Annotated in this window: 16 protein-coding genes and 2 pseudogenes; 12 read left to right on the plus strand and 6 right to left on the minus strand. The window is 44.9% G+C overall.

Annotated elements, in window-relative coordinates; genetic code table 11:
• The first annotated feature begins 145 nt into the window (after positions 1-145).
• Positions 146-934: an ECF transporter S component gene (locus tag IM509_RS22095; RefSeq protein ID WP_072924522.1), complete on the plus strand. Its 789-nt coding sequence runs from the start codon at positions 146-148 to the stop codon at positions 932-934.
• Between the two features lie 329 nt (positions 935-1,263).
• On the opposite strand, the gene ilvC is transcribed toward IM509_RS22095, so the two are convergent.
• The 3 genes from ilvC to IM509_RS22110 all read right to left on the minus strand — a co-directional run bounded on the left by ilvC (position 1,264) and on the right by IM509_RS22110 (position 4,115).
• Positions 1,264-2,256 carry a ketol-acid reductoisomerase gene (gene ilvC / locus IM509_RS22100; protein WP_185237085.1) on the minus strand — a complete coding sequence of 331 codons (993 nt, stop codon included), beginning with the start codon at positions 2,254-2,256 and terminating at the stop codon, positions 1,264-1,266.
• A 401-nt stretch (positions 2,257-2,657) separates the two neighbouring features.
• Entirely contained in the window at positions 2,658-2,786 is a 129-nt protein-coding gene (locus tag IM509_RS22105) for a hypothetical protein (RefSeq protein ID WP_260441226.1), read from the minus strand.
• A 126-nt stretch (positions 2,787-2,912) separates the two neighbouring features.
• Positions 2,913-4,115 (minus strand): tetratricopeptide repeat protein, encoded by a 1,203-nt coding sequence (locus tag IM509_RS22110; protein ID WP_185237084.1) that lies wholly within the window; start codon positions 4,113-4,115, stop codon positions 2,913-2,915.
• Between the two features lie 564 nt (positions 4,116-4,679).
• On the opposite strand from IM509_RS22110, the gene pilM reads away from it, so the two are divergent.
• The 4 genes from pilM (at position 4,680) to IM509_RS22130 (ending at position 9,530) form a co-directional block, all read left to right on the plus strand.
• Complete coding sequence (gene pilM, locus IM509_RS22115) at positions 4,680-5,795, plus strand: type IV pilus assembly protein PilM (protein WP_185237083.1); 1,116 nt, start codon at positions 4,680-4,682, stop codon at positions 5,793-5,795.
• 9 nt (positions 5,796-5,804) lie between these two features.
• A complete protein-coding gene (locus tag IM509_RS22120) occupies positions 5,805-6,575 on the plus strand; it encodes a PilN domain-containing protein (protein ID WP_052278327.1) in 771 nt (256 codons plus the stop codon).
• Complete coding sequence (locus IM509_RS22125) at positions 6,572-7,363, plus strand: pilus assembly protein (RefSeq protein WP_185237082.1); 792 nt, start codon at positions 6,572-6,574, stop codon at positions 7,361-7,363. The genes IM509_RS22120 and IM509_RS22125 overlap by 4 nt, the downstream gene beginning before the upstream one ends.
• Before the next feature lie 73 nt (positions 7,364-7,436).
• Positions 7,437-9,530 carry a secretin GspD/PilQ domain-containing protein gene (locus tag IM509_RS22130; protein ID WP_185237081.1) on the plus strand — a complete coding sequence of 698 codons (2,094 nt, stop codon included), beginning with the start codon at positions 7,437-7,439 and terminating at the stop codon, positions 9,528-9,530.
• A gap of 195 nt (positions 9,531-9,725) precedes the next feature.
• Here the strand turns inward: IM509_RS22130 and IM509_RS24430 are convergent.
• Positions 9,726-9,830: pseudogene (locus tag IM509_RS24430) on the minus strand (hypothetical protein); the annotation flags it as partial.
• A 281-nt stretch (positions 9,831-10,111) separates the two neighbouring features.
• On the opposite strand from IM509_RS24430, the gene IM509_RS22135 reads away from it, so the two are divergent.
• The 3 genes from IM509_RS22135 to IM509_RS22145 all read left to right on the plus strand — a co-directional run bounded on the left by IM509_RS22135 (position 10,112) and on the right by IM509_RS22145 (position 12,426).
• On the plus strand, positions 10,112-10,309 hold the full coding sequence (locus IM509_RS22135) for a DUF751 family protein (RefSeq protein ID WP_002737592.1): 198 nt from the start codon (positions 10,112-10,114) through the stop codon (positions 10,307-10,309).
• Between the two features lie 41 nt (positions 10,310-10,350).
• Positions 10,351-10,743 carry a 30S ribosome-binding factor RbfA gene (gene rbfA, locus IM509_RS22140; protein ID WP_002735717.1) on the plus strand — a complete coding sequence of 131 codons (393 nt, stop codon included), beginning with the start codon at positions 10,351-10,353 and terminating at the stop codon, positions 10,741-10,743.
• A gap of 102 nt (positions 10,744-10,845) precedes the next feature.
• Complete coding sequence (locus IM509_RS22145) at positions 10,846-12,426, plus strand: glycoside hydrolase family 3 N-terminal domain-containing protein (RefSeq protein ID WP_072924537.1); 1,581 nt, start codon at positions 10,846-10,848, stop codon at positions 12,424-12,426.
• Here the strand turns inward: IM509_RS22145 and IM509_RS22150 are convergent.
• Complete coding sequence (locus tag IM509_RS22150) at positions 12,423-13,622, minus strand: lipid-A-disaccharide synthase-related protein (RefSeq protein WP_185237080.1); 1,200 nt, start codon at positions 13,620-13,622, stop codon at positions 12,423-12,425. The genes IM509_RS22145 and IM509_RS22150 overlap by 4 nt on opposite strands.
• A 477-nt stretch (positions 13,623-14,099) precedes the next feature.
• Between IM509_RS22150 and tsaE the strand changes: the two genes are divergently transcribed.
• Positions 14,100-14,570 carry a tRNA (adenosine(37)-N6)-threonylcarbamoyltransferase complex ATPase subunit type 1 TsaE gene (tsaE, locus tag IM509_RS22155; protein WP_052275225.1) on the plus strand — a complete coding sequence of 157 codons (471 nt, stop codon included), beginning with the start codon at positions 14,100-14,102 and terminating at the stop codon, positions 14,568-14,570.
• Between the two features lie 37 nt (positions 14,571-14,607).
• Here the strand turns inward: tsaE and aqpZ are convergent, their stop codons facing one another.
• On the minus strand, positions 14,608-15,369 hold the full coding sequence (gene aqpZ, locus IM509_RS22160; RefSeq protein ID WP_260441225.1) for an aquaporin Z: 762 nt from the start codon (positions 15,367-15,369) through the stop codon (positions 14,608-14,610).
• Positions 15,370-15,790: 421 nt separating this feature from the next.
• On the opposite strand from aqpZ, the gene IM509_RS22165 reads away from it, so the two are divergent.
• The 3 genes and pseudogenes from IM509_RS22165 to IM509_RS22175 form a co-directional block, all read left to right on the plus strand.
• The gene (locus IM509_RS22165) at positions 15,791-16,876 is read left to right on the plus strand and encodes a class I SAM-dependent methyltransferase (protein ID WP_185237078.1); all 1,086 of its coding nucleotides are present in this window, start codon (positions 15,791-15,793) and stop codon (positions 16,874-16,876) included.
• Between the two features lie 115 nt (positions 16,877-16,991).
• Positions 16,992-17,358: pseudogene (locus IM509_RS22170) on the plus strand (DUF2887 domain-containing protein); the annotation flags it as partial.
• A 41-nt stretch (positions 17,359-17,399) separates the two neighbouring features.
• The coding region (locus IM509_RS22175; RefSeq protein WP_272079339.1) for a hypothetical protein at positions 17,400-17,907 on the plus strand (508 nt) is incomplete at its 3' end.

The following is a 17,907-nucleotide window of genomic DNA, read 5'->3' on the forward strand; positions in this document are numbered from 1 at the left end:
TTCAATTAAGATTGAGAATATCAATGCCAGAGTTCATAAGGGTTTAACCGGTCTAGAGTGTATCAGACTTATCTGAAATGACTATAATTGCCGGAAGAAGATCAAACCAGAGGATGATAGAAAAGTTAGAATTACCCTTGCAACTATGACCCTAGATATTATCCCCGAAGGCGAAGAACGCAAAGTGGAAGCTGTCAGTAGTGCCGCTATTGATGGTGCGCCGATCGCCTATATTGTCGTCTTAGCGGCCATTGTCACTACCCTTTCTTTTATTCCCTTCTCCATTGTCCTCGCTTCCGGCGGTAGTATGCCCCTCAGTCAAGCGGTTTTTCCCCTCTTGGGTTGGTTACTCGGCCCGATCGCTGGAGCGATCGCTAGTGGCATTGGGTCCTTAATTGGGGCTTTCCTTGCCCCCTACACAGCAGGAATTCCCGCTATTTCGGTCTTTGGGGCGATTTTGTCTAGTTTTGTGGCGGGAACGATGGTTTTAGGCAAAAAACGCCGTTATTGGTGGTTAGGATTAACGTTAATTTTTCTGATTCCCCTGTTTATCTACGCTAACCGGGCGATCGGACTGAACGGCATTTCGCCACGAATCTTTATTGCCGGGGCTTTCGTCGATTGGTCAGCTTTGGTATTATTTATCCTACCAACCCGGACTCTTTTTACCCATTGGATCAAAGGCAGCAATTTGGCCCTAGTAGCGGCGGGAATTTTTGGGGGTACCTGGACCGCCAGCGGCCTCTCCCATTTAGGGGTCGTCGCCATTACCTACTCGATTTTTAACTGGCCCGAAGAAGTCTGGATCGCTTTAATTCCGATCATTCCTGTAGAAAATCTGATTCGTTCCTTCGTCGGTATGGTGATCGGTTGTGGTGTGATTGCCGGTTTACGGGCGATCGGTCTGGTTAAATCACGAGAGGCGATCTACTAGACCTCTTGTAAAAATCAAAAATTGTTGTTAGGGGTAGGAGTCAGTAGCTGGTCGTCGGGAGTCAGGAGAAGAAAAAAGACAAGAGACGACTAGACTATCCATAAAACCTAAGATTATGTCGAATTTATCCGAGCTTTTAGATATTGTGACCCAATAGCGGCTCGATAACTTATTTTTGCAGGAGGGCTACTGAAATGGGAATACAGCAGTTATCTTAAATGGTGACATAGGAGGTTTTCCTTTTGGGGTGTGGGGTGTAGGGTGTAGGGGCGGACTCAACAGCAAGAATTGCCGCGTTGTGTCCAACCCCCCACCGAAAAAAAAGAGAACTAGCGTTTAAGCCAACTCATCATTGCCCGCAGGTCTTGACCGACTTCTTCGATCGAATGTTCTGCTTCTTGACGACGCATAGCGGTGAAACCCGGTTTACCTGCTTGATTTTCGAGGACAAACTCTCTGGCAAATTGTCCCGATTGAATTTCCCCGAGGATTTTCCGCATTTCGGTCTTAGTCGCTTCCGTCACCACCCGCGGACCGCGAGTGTAGTCACCGTACTCGGCTGTATTGGAAATACTATCGCGCATTTTGGCCAAACCGCCCTCGACGATCAGATCGACGATCAGTTTCACCTCGTGTAAACACTCAAAATAGGCTAATTCGGGCTGATAACCAGCTTCCACGAGGGTTTCAAAGCCAGCTTTAATTAAAGCACTTAAACCACCGCATAATACTGCCTGTTCGCCAAAAAGGTCGGTTTCTGTTTCCTCGCGGAAAGTGGTTTCCAAAACCCCGGCCCGAGTGCCACCGATACCTTTAGCGTAGGCCATTGCTCGATCGCGTGCTTGGCCGGTAGCATCTTGATAGACGGCGAATAAACAGGGGACTCCTTGACCTTGTTCGTAGGTGCGACGGACGAGATGGCCGGGTCCTTTGGGGGCAACCATAACCACATCGACGTTAGCCGGGGGAACCACTTGACCGAAATGAATATTAAAGCCGTGGGCAAAAGATAACACCTTGCCTTCGCTTAAATTCGGGGCAATTTCGTTGAGATAAATCGTTTTCTGCACTTCATCCGGTAAGAGGATCATGATCCAGTCGGCAATTTTAGCGGCTTCGGCCACATCATAAACCGGAATACCGGCTTCTTTGGCTTTGATTGCCGATTTACTGCCGGGATATAGACCAACAATCACATTAACGCCACTATCCTTGAGATTTAATGCGTGGGCATGACCCTGGGAACCATAACCAATAATAGCGATCGTTTTTCCCGCTAATAAATCTAAATTGGCATCCTCATCATAGTACATTTGTGCCATCGAACTCGCTCCTTAACTTCTTTTGTCACTGTGCAAACTCCTAATTATACGGGAAAATCACGCCCGTCAGAAGCATTTGATCGCCGGTTTCCTGGAGTCACGAAAAAATAGTGTCTAGAAAAAATGAACTAGGCTAATCCGCTTCGCGCTTGATTAGCTTTGGAAACGCTAATCTCACAGATTTTGTGCTTTTGACGCTTCCTTTGGCAGACTTACCGTTTGAGTCCTGACGGCTCGACTAGGCAGCGGTTTTACCATCCACGTCTGACGACGCTAGTTCCTAACACCGGGGCTAAATATTTAGTTTTAGCCAGAAATATCTAAGGGGACAAAACCTAATTGACCAATTGTCAATAGAGTTTTCAATGCGCTCACCCTGAGACTTTCTTGAGTATTTATATTTAGTGAATTGTTCGGCTTTTTCTGTCTTTTCCTTTGTCTTTTTCCACCTGCGGAATTTGGGTTGTATTGATTCGGACAATACCCGATGAGCCTTTTTCTGTTAAATCTTGAGGAGTCGTGCGTTTCATTTTTGAATTGGCGTTGTTTTACTCCCTGATGGAAAAAGTCCTGAGCAGTTGAGGCAGCATTGACTTGAGCGATCGCATTTAAAGGCAAAGACTGAACAGGCCGAATGTTTTAGGTTTACCTTGAGTTTATGGCTGTAATTCTTTCAACAAATCTAAGACTTTTTGAGCTTGTGCTGTGTCACCCTGTTGCTCATATAAATTGGCTGCTTTTTCCAAGTCGGTGATCGCTTTTTGACGGTTTCCTGACATTCCATAGACAAGCCCTCGCAGGTTGTAAGCATCAGCATAGTTAGGATCGAGGCGAATTGCTTGGGTGTAGTCGGCGATCGCTTTTTGATATTCTTTTAATTGACCATAGGCATTACCTCGAAAAAGATAAGCACTAGCATCGTTAGGATTGAGACGTATCGCCAGGTTAAATTGTGCCAGCGATTGCACAAAATTTCCTTTTTTCCATTCCTCTATTCCATAATTAAAAAACAACTCGGCAAAGGCTAGTTTAGAATTAGGATTTGATCGAATGCTATCGATCAAATCCTGAGTTACTTTGATTAAATCTATGGTTGTCTGGTATGCTTCTGTATCTCCCTGTTTTTGAAGTAATTCTGCCGCTTTTCGTAGCTCTGTGATCTGATTTTCTAAATCTCCTAAACGCTTATATGCCATTGCCCTGCCCATGTAAGCTTGAGCATAGTCGGGTTTGAGTTGAATCGCTTGGCTAAAATCGACAATTGCACCATCAAAATCTGCTTTGTCATATTTATCCATCGCCTGAACAAAAAAATCCTTAGCATTCCTTCCATTGGAAAAATATTGAGCGAGCGCGTTAGTAGTGGAGATACTTTGTTGAGGTGTTCTTAATTTATTCTGAGCAATTTCTCGGCCACTAATTGCTTGAGTGAAATTAGGATTAAGTCGTATTGCTTGATCATAATCGGCGATCGCTTTTTGAGAATCTCCTAATTGATCATACAAAGTTGCTCGGTTATAGTAAGCTACTGCTGAATTGGGATTAAAGCGAATAAATTGGTTATAATCAGCCAGGGCTTGGTCATATTGCTGTAAACGACTATAGGCAATTCCTCTGTTGCCATAGGCTTGAGCATAGTTAGGATTAAGACGAATGGCTTCATTAAAACTATTAATGGCAGCCTCTAGATCACCTTGTTGTAATCTTTTTACTCCCTGATTGAAAAAGTCCAGAGCAGTTGAGGCAGCATTGACTTGAGCGATCGCATTTAAAGGTAAAGATTGAACGGGCCGAGGGAGAGAAAGGAAGCCTAAACCGAGACAGAGGGTAATTAAGATAGAGAAAGGACGGAGAAACATGATTGATTTTCCTTGACAATGTTTTAGGTTTACGTTGAGTTTATTTTTGTATTATTTTAATAACTTCTAAGATTTCTTGAACTTTTGTCTTGAGGAGTCCTGCGTTTCATTTTTGAATTGGCGGGCTGTGAAAATGCCTCTTAGCTTAAAACCCGATGCCCGACCCCCGACACCCTGCCCCCACGAAAAACTTTTTGCCGCAACCCCTAACTAGGGAAAGCTGACTTGATCTAGTGGAGCAGAAAAAAAAGGGGGGGGTAATGGCCAATTTTTAGCTTGGACTTGGTTCTTTCACCAAAATTGAGTACAATGTCACTATCAATAGGCACTTCCTCTCCTCTCACCCAGTTAAGATTAACCTCGATCTGAACACAGATAATCGGGTTAGTATTTAGGGACGAAATAGCTTCTCTCCTTCTCGATTTTTACCTTTTCTGGGTAATTTACCCAGTCAGGATCGTTTATAGACTGATTTACTGCCTTGATCGACCCTAGATAAAATCAGGTCAAAAAATTATTGGCTTTGTTAATCACTAATTCTCTTAGAGCTGCCCAGGAAAATCTATGGTAAGTTTTTTTAAAAAGCTATTGACAAAAAAACCTCAAGGTGTTGGGTTAGAGATCACCCCAGAGCGCATTAACATAGCTCAGATCGCCAAACAGGGACAAAATTATCAATTAGTTAAATGTTGTTCGTCGGATATCCCGGAAGGCATCTTTGAGGAGGGAAAAATCGTCGATTCCCCCGCTTTAGCGGAATTAATCCAAGAAGTCCTCAAGGAAAATAAAATTAACAGCAAACGAGTCGCTACTGGTGTGCCGATGCGCGAGTCAATTATCCGGATGATCCCCATTCCCTCGGAATTGGACGATCAGGAATTGCGAAATCTGGTCTTAAATCATGAGGCTAGTTTATACCTTCCCTATCCTCGCGAGGAAGTGGATCTCGACTACCAAAAACTAGGCTACTTTCAGGATGAAGACGGGATCGAAAAAGTGCAGGTTTTGCTGGTAGCCACTCGTCGGGAGATTACCGATGCCTACATGGAAACCTTCCAACAGGCAGGATTACAGGTAGATGTGCTAGAAATTAATAGTTTTGCCCTAATTCGGACGATTCGCGAGCATTTGCGACAGTTTAGTTCCAATGAAGCCGCCGTTATTGTTGATATAGAATTTGATAACACGGAAATTGCCATCGTGGTGGACGGCGTTCCCCAATTTTCCCGCACTGTCCCCATCGGCACTTTCCAGCTACAAAATGCCCTCTCCAGGGCGATGAATTTGCCCACCTCCCGCAGTCCTGAGATTCTTTTGGGGATGACAATTCCGATTATTGCCTTTGATAGTCTTAGCACCAATACCGGCACTTCCGGGGCCCCTACTAACGCCGGGATGACGGCACTGATGCGCGTTTTAGGGGAATTAACCGATGAGTTACGGCGATCAATTAATTTCTATCTTAACCAAAGTGATGACCTGGAAATCGTCCAATTACTTTTAGCCGGTCCCGGGGGCGGTTTAGCGCAACTAGACGAATACTTTACTCAACGTCTCAGCGTCCCCACCATGGCAATCGATCCGATCGCATCACTGAACTTAGATACAACTCAAGAGATTCCTAATACCGAAAGACCGGGATTAGGAACAGTTCTCGGTTTAGGATTACGGGAGGTATAGACAAAAATTATGTATAGTCTTGACGTTAATTTTCTTAAGGATCGCCATCTTAGCCAAACGGGGAAAGGAACCCCCGCAGCCAAGATTTCCACCGCTATTAACCTGCGTAAACAAACACCCCTGTTGATCGGTGTGGGAGTGGGGGCCGGATTATTGACACTGACGGGATTACTCGGTTTAATCCTCGGTTGGCAAACCAGCGAAACTCAGGCCCTAATTCAGCAACTGGATGCGGAATTAGGTCAACTGCAAGCCCAAAGCAAAAAGCTAGAAGACATGAAAGCGCAACTAACGGCGGTAGGAGAAGAAAATGAAGCTCTGGTAACTGTATTCAATCAGATTAGGCCTTGGTCAGCTATTCTTCAGGAAATTCGCCTGCAAACTCCCCCTAGTGTCCAGCTAACCAGTGTGCAGCAGGTGGAGGTTCCCGCTGCCCCAGATCAAGGGCAACAGAATCGGGCTACTCGCTTAAAAATCAGTGGTTTTGCCAGTAATTACGAAGCAGTCAATGATTATCTCTTAACCCTACAAGCTTCTCCTTTTTTACAGGGTAGGCAAACGGTGATCGAAAGTGCTGCCCTGGCCGATTTACCCGTAGAGGTGGATAATCAGTACAAAAATATTAATGTTACTTTCCCCCAAGCGGTTCAATTTGTGATCACCGCCCAATTAAGTGATACTCCCGCTACGGAACAACTGCCCAATCTCGCCCGGAATGGAGCGATCGGAGTTATCACTAGGATTAACACTCTCAAACGCCAAGGAGCTATTCAACCATGACCTTTACCGAAGAATTTGAAGATCGGGAATTAGAGGAATTTGAGGAGTATCCTGTCGCTTTCGGGATAACTTTTACGCCCCGCAATAGTGGCATCGCTGCCGCTGTGGTGGGTTTACTTGGCTCTTTTTATCTGCTTTTTAACTGGGTGATGCCCGCTTATGATACCTTGCAACAGTTGCAAAACGATGCAGCTGGCAAACAACAACAGATAGATCAACAAAAAAGCGGTCTCGGACCGGCCGAATTAGCAAAAATTGAGAGTCAGTTGCAACAAAAAGAGGCAACTAAACAGCAAATTCTCGCGCTTTTTGCTCAAGAAAAGAACTTAAGCACAATTCTCTTAGATATTAGCAAGATCTTTAAGTCTCGCAATGTTAAGCTGATTAGTTTCCAACCCCAAGTACTAGAACCAGTGGTGGTTTCCGATGGTTCCCTCGGTAGCGCGGTTAATAATAAGCTCAAACGTCAAACTCTTAACGTCAAGATCGAAGGGAACTATGCTAACACTCAAGAGGTTATTCGGGATTTAGAAAGATTACAGCCGCTCATTTTGCTCAACAGTCTCAATACCCAGATGGAAAAGGAAGGATCGGCGGTTCAAGTGGTTAGTACTGGCAACAATAAAGCCACTATCGTTCCCCAAGGCGATCAACCCGTTACTACCACCTTTCTTCTCGATGTGATTATTCCTCTCAATGCTGAAGAATTGGCGAAATTAGCACCGCCCCCCCCCGCCGAAGGTCAACCCCCCGCCGAAGGTCAACCCCCCGCTAGTCCGCGCCAATAATAGTTTTCAATCCGGTGTGAGTGTTTAGTTTTTTGTCCGTTGAATCCCCCAATTGTTGAGGAGTGAAATTAAAGTGAATTCGTCCCGTTATGCTCTGTTTGTCCCCCAAATTGCCTCGTTTTTATTGATGGCTCCCCTGAGCACTTTGGCCGAAACCCCCGAGTCCTTCGATGGTTCAGAGTTAAAATCGACTACATCAAAAATTGAATTTTCGCAAGAGTTTAGTCAAGAAAATTTACAAAAAAGACCTAAGAATTTCGTTCCCACCCCCGATGCCGTACAAAAGGAGATCAGCGATCGCATTTTAGCTAGTGAAAAACTGCTCGCCCAAAGTGCGCCCCTTGTCCCCAACCCCGAAATTATCATTCAAGGCGCACCCCAAGCCCCCGGCGCTCCCACCCTACCCCGGGCCGTCGCCCCACCGGTGGGAGATATTGCCATCTCTAACATCGATGCTAGTGCCGAAAAGGTCAAATTCGAGCGTAATATGATTGTACCTCGTGTTTTACTCCGGGAAGCTTCCGCTAGAGAAGTGTTAATGACCCTTGCTAACTATGCCGGTTATAACGTCGTTTTCACCAGCGCCCAGGGGGAAACTAACGCCACCTCTCAGACAGTTTCCTTAGAATTTACTAACGAATCGGTGGAAAACATTTTTAATGCCGTATTGTTAATTTCTGGACTCCAGGCCAACCGTCAGGGTACAACTATCTTTGTTGGGGCGCAATTACCCCAAGGCGCTCGTAATCTGATTAGCCGCACCCTGCGTCTCAACCAAGTTAAATCCGTCGCCGCCGCCACTTTCCTCGCTACCCAAGGGGCAGAATACCAGCGTTTAGTTACCCAAACCGAGGATATCGTCGATCCCCTCACCGGACGAGTCATCGGTCGCCGGGATGTTCCTCCTACCCTAGAGCCACTGGCCCCCCAAGAAACGAAAGGCTCAAAAGCTGCCTTACTTTTAACTGGTTTAAGAGTTGCCGCCGACGAGCGCCTTAATTCTATCAATTTAATCGGCGAAGCGCGGCAAGTCCAGATCGCCACCTCTTTATTAACCCAACTAGATGCCCGTCGCCGTCAGGTGGTAGTTAATGTCAAAGTTATCGATGTTAACCTACTCAATACAGACCGTTTTAACAGTAGTTTTTCCTTCGGTTTTAACGATGGTTTCTTTGTTCAAGATAACGGGGCGGCAGTGCTGAACTTTGGTAATATCAACCCACCCACTAGCTCGACTGTAGGCAGAGCGGGGGCTTTTGCACAGCCTGTTGTGCCGATTTTCGATATCATATCGGGTACGGGGACAGCAGAAATTCAACCTTTTATTGACATTCAGAATGGCGCTCCTTTTGGCCGTGTTAACCAGGGACCGAATGACTTTTTAGGGGGTCTAACACCCTACTCGCGCCCTAGTTTTGGTCGCACTGTTAACCCCTTTCAACCCGGTTTGAGTGATATTAATATTGACCCAGAGACGGGAATAATAGAGTATGAATACGAACCCCCGACCCTATTCCAGTATCCCCAAAAATTCCTGATGACCCTGCAAGCCTCAATTCAGACAGGAAATGCCAAGATTCTCACCGATCCCTCCCTGGTGGTGCAGGAAGGTCAACAGGCCACCGTTAAGCTCACCGAGAAAGTGCTAGAAAGTGTGGCGACAAGTGTAGATCCTCTCAGTGGCGTACGCACCACTGTCCCTGTACTGGCCGATGCTGGATTAACTTTAGCGGTAAACATCGATCAGGTGGATGATAACGGCTTTATTTCCCTGTCGGTTAGCCCCACTGTTGCCTCTCCGGGGTCTCCAATTCGATTTGATAGCGGTGGTCTGACAGTCAACACCCTTACCCCTCTGATTCGTCGGGAATTGACTTCTGGTTTAATTCGTCTCCGGGATGGACAGAGTTTAATTCTTTCCGGGATTATCCAAGAGCGCCAACAGAGTTCTGAGACAAAAGTGCCGATTTTAGGGGATATTCCCATTTTAGGGGCTTTATTCCGCAGTCGTACCAATCGCAACGACCGCTCGGAGGTGATTATTCTCCTCACTCCCAAAATCATCGAGGATACGGCCACCTCTACCCTCGGCATCAACTATCAACCGGGCCAAGATGCGGCGGAAATGCTTCAGCGTCAAGGTTTCCCCGTGCAGCCGCGACAGTAATCAGTAATCAGTTATATAGGGCTGGCTGAATAAATCTTAAAACCTTGTTGGATAAGACTTTTAGACTTTTTGTCAATCAAAAAGTACCCGGCATGGGAGTGATCAGGGGGCAAATTCAGGGACTTTTTCCCTGAAAATGGGTAAAACCCCAGACCCTGCCCCACGAAAAACTTTTTCAGCAAGCCCTAAATAATACTAAATCCGGTTATTCATCCCACGGGCAAAAAAATCAAGTTTGTCAGTTCCCCAAGAAACAACTGTAGGAGAGCCTTGGATTTCGCCACCCAGTGATTCCCATCCACTCCAATTGCTAGGACTTCCATCGCCCTAATTATGATGCACAGCCCCATCTTTTTGTCCGCGTATAAATACTTCTACCTTACCCGTTATCACTTTAGTTTTACCAGAAAAACAGATAGCGATCGGTCGGAATCCAGAGGATGTTTTTACCGATCCTTCTCTCAAAGGTTATCGAATTATCCTTGAACATGGCTGTGGCTAAGTCCCTTGAATCGGGCGGCGTGGCAGCATCGAAGCTTACTGCTATAATTACTTACGGACAAAGATAATAAATAAAATTTATGGGCGACTTTTTTGATAACGTGAGCCGTTACCCCCGCTATCTGATTAGCTTTAGTTTAGGGATTTTCTTCGCCTTTTTCGGCTGGTTGGCCCCTTTATTAAAAAATCCCCTCACAGCGATCGCACTTGTGGGTTTTCTGGGGGGAACTTTCGCCTTTCTTTATTTCACCCTCAAAGCCATGCTCGGATTAGCTTGATACAATGGTAAGGGTTTCGCTGTTTTTAGGGGACAAAAATTATGGCTAACGACCGTCGAGTATCTCGCGTGTCCTCGCTAATTAAGCGCGAGGTCAGCCAAATGTTATTAATGGAAATTAAAGATGATCGGGTCGGTGCTGGTATGGTTAGCGTTACCGATGTAGATCTCTCCCACGACCTACAACACGCTAGGATTTTTGTGTCTATCTACGGCAACAAAGATGCAAAGGCCGAAACTATGGCCGGGTTAAAAGCTGCTGCGGGATTCGTCCGGCGCGAACTCGGTCAACGCATCCGTCTCAGACGTACCCCCGAAGTGGTCTTCCTAGAAGATTCTTCCCTTGAACGCGGCGATCGAATGTTACACCTTCTTGATCATATTAAAAGCGATCGACCCCCAGAAGATGACGATTCCGATATCAGTGACCAGTGACCAGTAGAGGATAACTAAATTTAGGCAAAACTGGATTTAGACAAAACTGGGAACTTAAAACTTAAACCTGATAACTGATAACTGATAACTGATAACTGAATAGTGAGCGATCGCATTTTATCCCTAAAAGAACGCATTGGTCAGATGATAGTAGTCCGCGCTTCCGGCTATCTCTTTGACCAACAAATCCGCTATCCTGCTTGGGAACCTGTCAACGCCACCCTGAAACATTGGTTAGAAACCCTCCACCTCGGTGGGGTGATTCTGTTGGGAGGCAGCGCCGCCGAAATCGCTCTCCGTAGCCAACAATTACAAAGTTGGTCCGGGGATAATCCTCTGCTCATTGCTGCCGATATCGAGGAGGGAGTCGGCCAAAGGTTTTCCGGCGCTACTTGGTTCCCCCCACCGATGGCTTTAGGAAAAATAGCTGAAAAAAGCTTGACAAAAGCCACAGAATATGCTAGGGAAATGGGAGCAATTACCGCGAAGGAAGCACTAGCGATCGGGATTAACTGGATTTTAGCCCCAATTGTCGATGTGAACAATAATCCCGACAATCCTGTTATCAATATTCGTTCCTTCGCTGAAACTCCCGAAATCGTCGCTAATCTAGCTCAAGCTTTTATTTTAGGGGCCGATTCCTATCCAGTTTTGACCACGGCCAAACATTTTCCCGGCCACGGTGACACCAGCAATGACTCCCATCTCGATCTTCCCATCATCAACCACGATCATCATCGCCTAGAAGCGATCGAATTGCCGCCCTTTCAAGCGGCGATCGAGTCGGGGGTTGATAGTATTATGTCAGGCCATCTGTTAATTCCCGCTTGGGATGCCGAATTTCCCGCTACTCTTTCCTCGAAAATTCTCGGGGAAAAACTGCGCCAAAATCTCGGTTTTCAGGGTTTAATCGTCACCGATGCCCTGATTATGGGAGGAGTGACTAAAATTGCCAGCGCTGCCGCCATAGCAGTGAGGGCGGTACAGGCGGGGGCCGATATACTGTTAATGCCTCCCGATCCGATCGAAGCGATCGAAGCGGTGTATAGTGCCGTGCAAGCGGGTACAATTAGCGAAGCCAGAATTAATGATTCTTGGCAACGTATTCAACGAGCAAAGGAAAAATTAGGGCAAAGACAGCCATCCTTAGAATCCTTAAGCAGTTTAGCGGCACCGCAAGCTCTAGAGATTGTCAGCGATATTTTAAAAGATTCCCAAACAGTTAGCGGTAATTTACCCATTAAAGCCACTCAAGGCCGCAATTTAATCATTATCGATGATTTACTCAACTGTGACTTTCTCGATCGCTCTTGTCCGGCGGTGACAATTCCCCGACAATGGGGTTATCAAACCCAAATAATCGACCGTAGCACCTTTAATCAGTCCCTCGTCTCCCCAGAAACGACTCTCCTACAAGTATTCATCCGTGGTAATCCTTTTCGGGGTAGTGCCGGATTAAGGGAGGAAACGAAAGCTATCTATCAAGCTTTGCTGAAAACTGGACAAATTCAAGCATTGATTATTTATGGTAGTCCCTACGTTTTCCAGTGGTTTCGTCAACAAAGCGGAGAAATTCCCTATCTTTTCAGCTATGGACAACAACCAAGCGCCCAAAAAATCGCCCTAGAAACTATTTTTGAGGGGCCCACTAGCGGCGAAAATCAGACCGATACTTTCGTTTAAGGGCAAAAATCCCCTAGTAACCATTGGGCAATGCGATCGGAGGCACCGGCCGATCCCATTCTCTGACGACCATTAAAGGCGATTTCTTGCCACTTTGGGGGATTTTGTAATAAATATTCTAACTTGTCCGCCACTGAGTCGGCACTATCACCTAAGAGAATTGAACAGCCTAATAAACGCTGTTGCAGTTTGGCAAAATGGGGAGTAAATTGTGGTCCAGATCCCGCAATTGTGATCGCCGGTTTACCCAAACCGACGAACTGTTCCGTGGCAGTTCCCGCCATGGCGATCGCTAGATGGCAACGGCCTAAATATTCGGCGTAATCCCTTTGAGAAATAGTTATAAATACCTCTTGACAAATAAACTTGTTTATGCTTTGTTCTCGCCAACCCCGGGAAGTTAAAGCAGCCGTAAAAGATTCTAGGGGGAGAGGAGGAGCGATCGCTGCCAAAAATTCCAGCTTGTAATCGGGAAAACGTCCGATCATGGCCGTCACAGCTGCGAGAATTTGCTGCCAATTGTGGAGAGATTCGGGAAAGCGCGAACCGGGTAGCAGCAGAATAGTTAGGCAATCTTGGGGAAAATCGCCCGTTATCGAGGGTAAAAGGTCATCCATCATCGGATTACCCCCATCGACAACGGGAATTGACCACTGTTGTAAAATTTTGCTAGTTAAACTATCCCGGGGAAAAACCCCCCGACAGCGAGGATGAGCCATTAACCAGCGTTCCCAGGGATAATAATAGGAACCCCAGAGGCGATCGATCATCGAGCTACTATCTAACCATCCCTGCTCATCCCGGAGATAGTATTCCGATTTAGCCGTTCCCACAAAAGCATAATCTGTCCCGCTCAACCAAGCAAGGGCAAGGGGTAAGATATCTCCCACTGCGACAATTTTTCCCCCTTCTTGGCCCCAATTTTTGACCAGACGGTATTGACGGGAGGTTAATCCTAATAATCCCTCCCGCAAATCTCGCCATAATTGTTTGACATCCCTGGTGATAAAACCCCCAGAGGGCATTTTTTGACCTCGATCGAGAAGGGGAATCCCCAGACGAGTATAAGCATAACCGTTACCCACTAGGGGTAAAGCAGTAATATCCGGACAGAGGGGAGATGATTGCAGTCTTTTAATAATCCGGATCGCGATCTCATCTTCACCGTGGCCATTACTCAAAAATAATAATTTCACTTTTTTTCTTAACTTCTGGCTTAAAGTCCTAAACTTCGGTTGTTTTATTGCCTTCGACCCTAGACAATGCTGATGGTTAGGGAACCATCAATTTTATAAAAGCAGTTAACCAACTCCCATTTAGTCTAATCTACCGGAAGGTTTCGCCGATCGCTTATCTCTGCCCTGATGGCGACCATTTGACCAAAGGTAAGACTAAAAGATAAGAGATGAGTTTAACTGCTTCTATTTTTCTCGATCAAAAGACCAGATTTAGCCCACCAGGGCCAAGAAGGTCAGAAACCTGCTCTGATCGCTAAGTAGCTGGTTATAATTAAATTAAAAATGGATTTTAGGTTCGATCCCCCCTGCCCCCCTTGATAAGGGGGGTGCCGGTAGGCGGGGGGATCCCCTCTTAATAAGGGGGGCATCTGATAACTTTTAACGCCTACCTACTCATATTAGAATCAGTGATTAATTGGCATCCTAGCGGAAAAAATGATTATCGACTTACCCGATCGAGAAGCTACTGTCAATTTAGGGGAAAAACTGGGGCAAACCTTGGCCCCCGGCAGTGTAATTTTATTAAAAGGCGATGTGGGAGCGGGAAAAACCACCTTAGTACAGGGAATTGGCCTAGGATTGGGTATTCAAGAGCCTATAGCTAGTCCTACCTTCACCCTCGTTAACGAATATAGCGAAGGCCGCCTTCCTTTGTATCATTTGGATTTGTATCGTTTGCAGGGTCAAGATATCGAGGCGCTGTACCTAGAAAATTATTGGCAGGGAATCGAGGTGGATTTAGGGATAGTGGCGATCGAATGGTCAGAACGTTTAACTTTTTTGCCGGAAAATTATCTAGAGATTACTTTACTCGATCGAGGCGAGCAAGGACGACGAGCGCTGCTCAATTTTGTCGGTGGGGACGAAAAAAATAGCGACCCCACAGGAATCGCTATCAGCACTTGACTTTTGAAGCAATCAAACTTTAGCGGTAACTTTCCACTTATTCTCTAACTCGCCTTTCTTCTAAAGTTTCTTCAAAGAAACTATTGTAGAGGAAACCCGCAGCCACGGCCCCAACAATGGGAGCAATCCAGAATAACCATAATTGACCAACGAGAGCCATATTACCGCATAAAAGAGCAACACCGGTACTACGAGCGGGGTTAACGGAGGTATTGGTCACGGGAATGCTAATTAAGTGAATTAAGGTCAATCCTAAACCAATAGCGATGGGAGCAAAACCCGCTGGAGCGCGTCGATCGGTAGAGCCTAAAATGATAATTAAGAACATGAAGGTCAAGACCACTTCCGTGACCAAAGCGGCGAATAAACTGTAACCACCGGGAGAATGTTCTCCGTAACCATTGGTGGCCAGAGGGTTACGGCCTCCCAGAGCGAAACTAGGTTGACCACTGGCAATAATGTAGATAATTACCGCCGCTAAAATCGCCCCTAAAACTTGAGCGATGATGTAGGGAAGTAGTTCCGAACCGGGGAAGCGTTTCCCTGCCCAGAGACCGAAGGAAACGGCGGGATTAAAATGTCCCCCCGAAATATGCCCGAAAGCGTAGGCAAGGGTAAGAACCGTTAAACCAAAAGCGAGGGAGACACCCACAAAAGAAATCCCCAGATGGATATTAAAATCAGCACCATCTACGACACTCTTGGCTTTACCCACAAATACTGCCGCTAAAACGGCACTACCGCAACCACCGAGAACGAGCCAAAACGTCCCGATGAACTCTGCTAGATACTTTTTCATCTCTATATCAAGGTTGAATGATTTTGCTTTTAGGTTATCTCCCATCAGACCGGATTAAACTGTTATAAGATATTAAAAAATAGTTATTTTTTACCTTCAATTTGCCGTTCTCATGGGGAAACTATCAGCTTTTTAGGGATATAATAGTAAAAAAATCGGGAATTTCTGATAATTTCACACTTTCTTTAGATTTACTTCTATCTTGATGTCTGATTGGTTTTGGCAGTGGTTGACCCTTTTCGATCCTAGTTAATCATGGAAAGACAAAAGAAGAGATCGAGTGCTAAGTAGGTGGGTGGAATTAAATATAAAATGAACGTAGGTTGGGTTGAAGCATGAAACCCAACGCCCGCTCATGTTACGCTACCGCTAACCCATCCTACAAATAATTGTGCCTACCTACTTAATTATGAGATGAGCGATGCAGGAAGAAAAAGCGATATTTAATATCAACAATACTTTTTATCGACCGGAGAGTAAAATCGTCCGAGATTTAGGAGTTTTAGGGGCGGCAATTGCCCAAAAAGAGCGGGGCAGTTTGCGCGTTTTAGAAGTAATGAGCGGCTCTGGTGTGCGAGCGCTCAGGTATTGGTTAGAAAGTGGTGCGGATTGGCTGTGGGTTAATGATGGTAATCCAGAAATTAAGCCAACTTTAGACGCTAACTTAGAGAGTTTATTACAACAGAAAAAAATCAAAATAACCTATAAATCTGCCCAAGAAGTTCTCCTAGAATGTTATCTTAAAAAAGACCATTATGATCTAGTTGATATTGATGCTTTTGGTTCTCCCGCATCTCTGTTTAGTGCTATTCCTTTAGCCACTAAAATCGGTGGTTTAATTTATCTAACTAATACCGATGGACGGACGCTGACGGGTCATAATCTAGAAAATAGTTTAGCTGATTATGGAGCCTCTGCTCGCAATCATCCAGCTGCCCACGAACAGGGATTAAGATTAATTATCGCCGGTTTGCAATTAGAATCAGCCCGGTTAGGTTTAGGAATTACGCCAGTTTTTTCCTTCTTTTTCGGTCAAAGTTATCGGGTGATGGTGCGGTTAACAGCTAATAGACAATTAAATAGTCATAACTACGGTTTTCTCGGTTATTGTCATAGCTGCGGGGAATATCAATCAGTGCCTTGGCCGAAGTTAGGCAAGATAGTTTGTTCTGGGGACGGGCAACCTTTAACTTTAACCGGACCCTTGTGGTTAGGCAGTTTACACGATCGCTTTTATCTAGAAAAAATGGCAGATTTAGCCGATCAATGGCAGTGGAAAAAGGTAGTTAAATTGTTAGAAATAATGAGGGAAGAGAACGATTTTCCTCCCTATTTTTATAGCTTTCGTGAAATTGGTAGAAGGGGTAAATTAGATTTACCCAAAAGGGAAGATTTAATTGCGGCTCTCTTAGAACAAGGTTATCGAGCCGCTGCCACCCATATTAACCCGCAAGCGTTGAAAACTAACGCTTCTTTAGCCCAATGTATCGCAATGCTCAAGGACTAATTAATTAAGGTTTGCTGAATAAATCTAAAGGCTTTTTTAAAAGCAAAAAGTGCCAGTCCTTGCAGTGTTCAGGGGGTAAAATTCTGGGACTTTTTCCCTGAAAATTAGGGAAGTGGAATCCCTGGGAATATCGATGTTACAATTAATTATAGCACCCACCGCAAGAGCGATCGAGCAGGGAAAACAATTAATTCCACGGATTAGACAAGAATTACCTCAGGTCAAACAACAGCAAGAACTTTTAGAATTGATAGAGACAATCTTGGTTTATAAGCTACCCCAAGTCAGTAGAAAGGAGATAGAAGCGATGTTTAGTTTAAGTGATTTAAAACAAACTAAAGTTTATCAGGAAGCTTTGGAGTAAGGCAGACAAGAAGCTGAATTAACAGCGTTTATTGGCATTAGGATTAAACTTTGAACAGATAGCACAAGCTTTAGAATTAGAGATCGAACAGGTTAGACAAGCGACTCAAAGGGAATAGGAAAAGTTCAAAGCGATCGCAATAAGGTAACATAGCGTATCATGCTAAACGACTTTTGTACTATAGCAGAGAGACTAGCTGTGTCATCATTAGACATCTCCGAAAAAAACGTAGGGAAAATTCATGAATTTTACTCCGAAAATGTAGGGATAGTTCATAAATTTTACTCCGAAAATGTAGGGACAATTCATGAATTATACTCCGAAAATGTAGGGATAATTAATAAATTTTACTCCAAAAATGTAGGGACAATTCATGATTTATACTCCGAAAATGTAGGTATAATTAATAAATTTTACTCCGAAAATGTAGGGATAGTTCATGATTTATACTCCGAAAATGTAGGGACAATTCATGATTTATACTCCGAAAATGTAGGTATAATTAATAAATTTTACTCCGAAAATGTAGGTATAATTAATAAATTTTACTCCGAAAATGTAGGGACAATTCATGATTTATACTCCGAAAATGTAGGGACAATTCATGATTTATACTCCGAAAATGTAGGGACAATTCATGATTTATACTCCGAAAATGTAGGGACAA

It is taken from the genome of Microcystis sp. M31BS1, from assembly GCF_020245285.1.
Lineage (GTDB): Bacteria > Cyanobacteriota > Cyanobacteriia > Cyanobacteriales > Microcystaceae > Microcystis > Microcystis panniformis.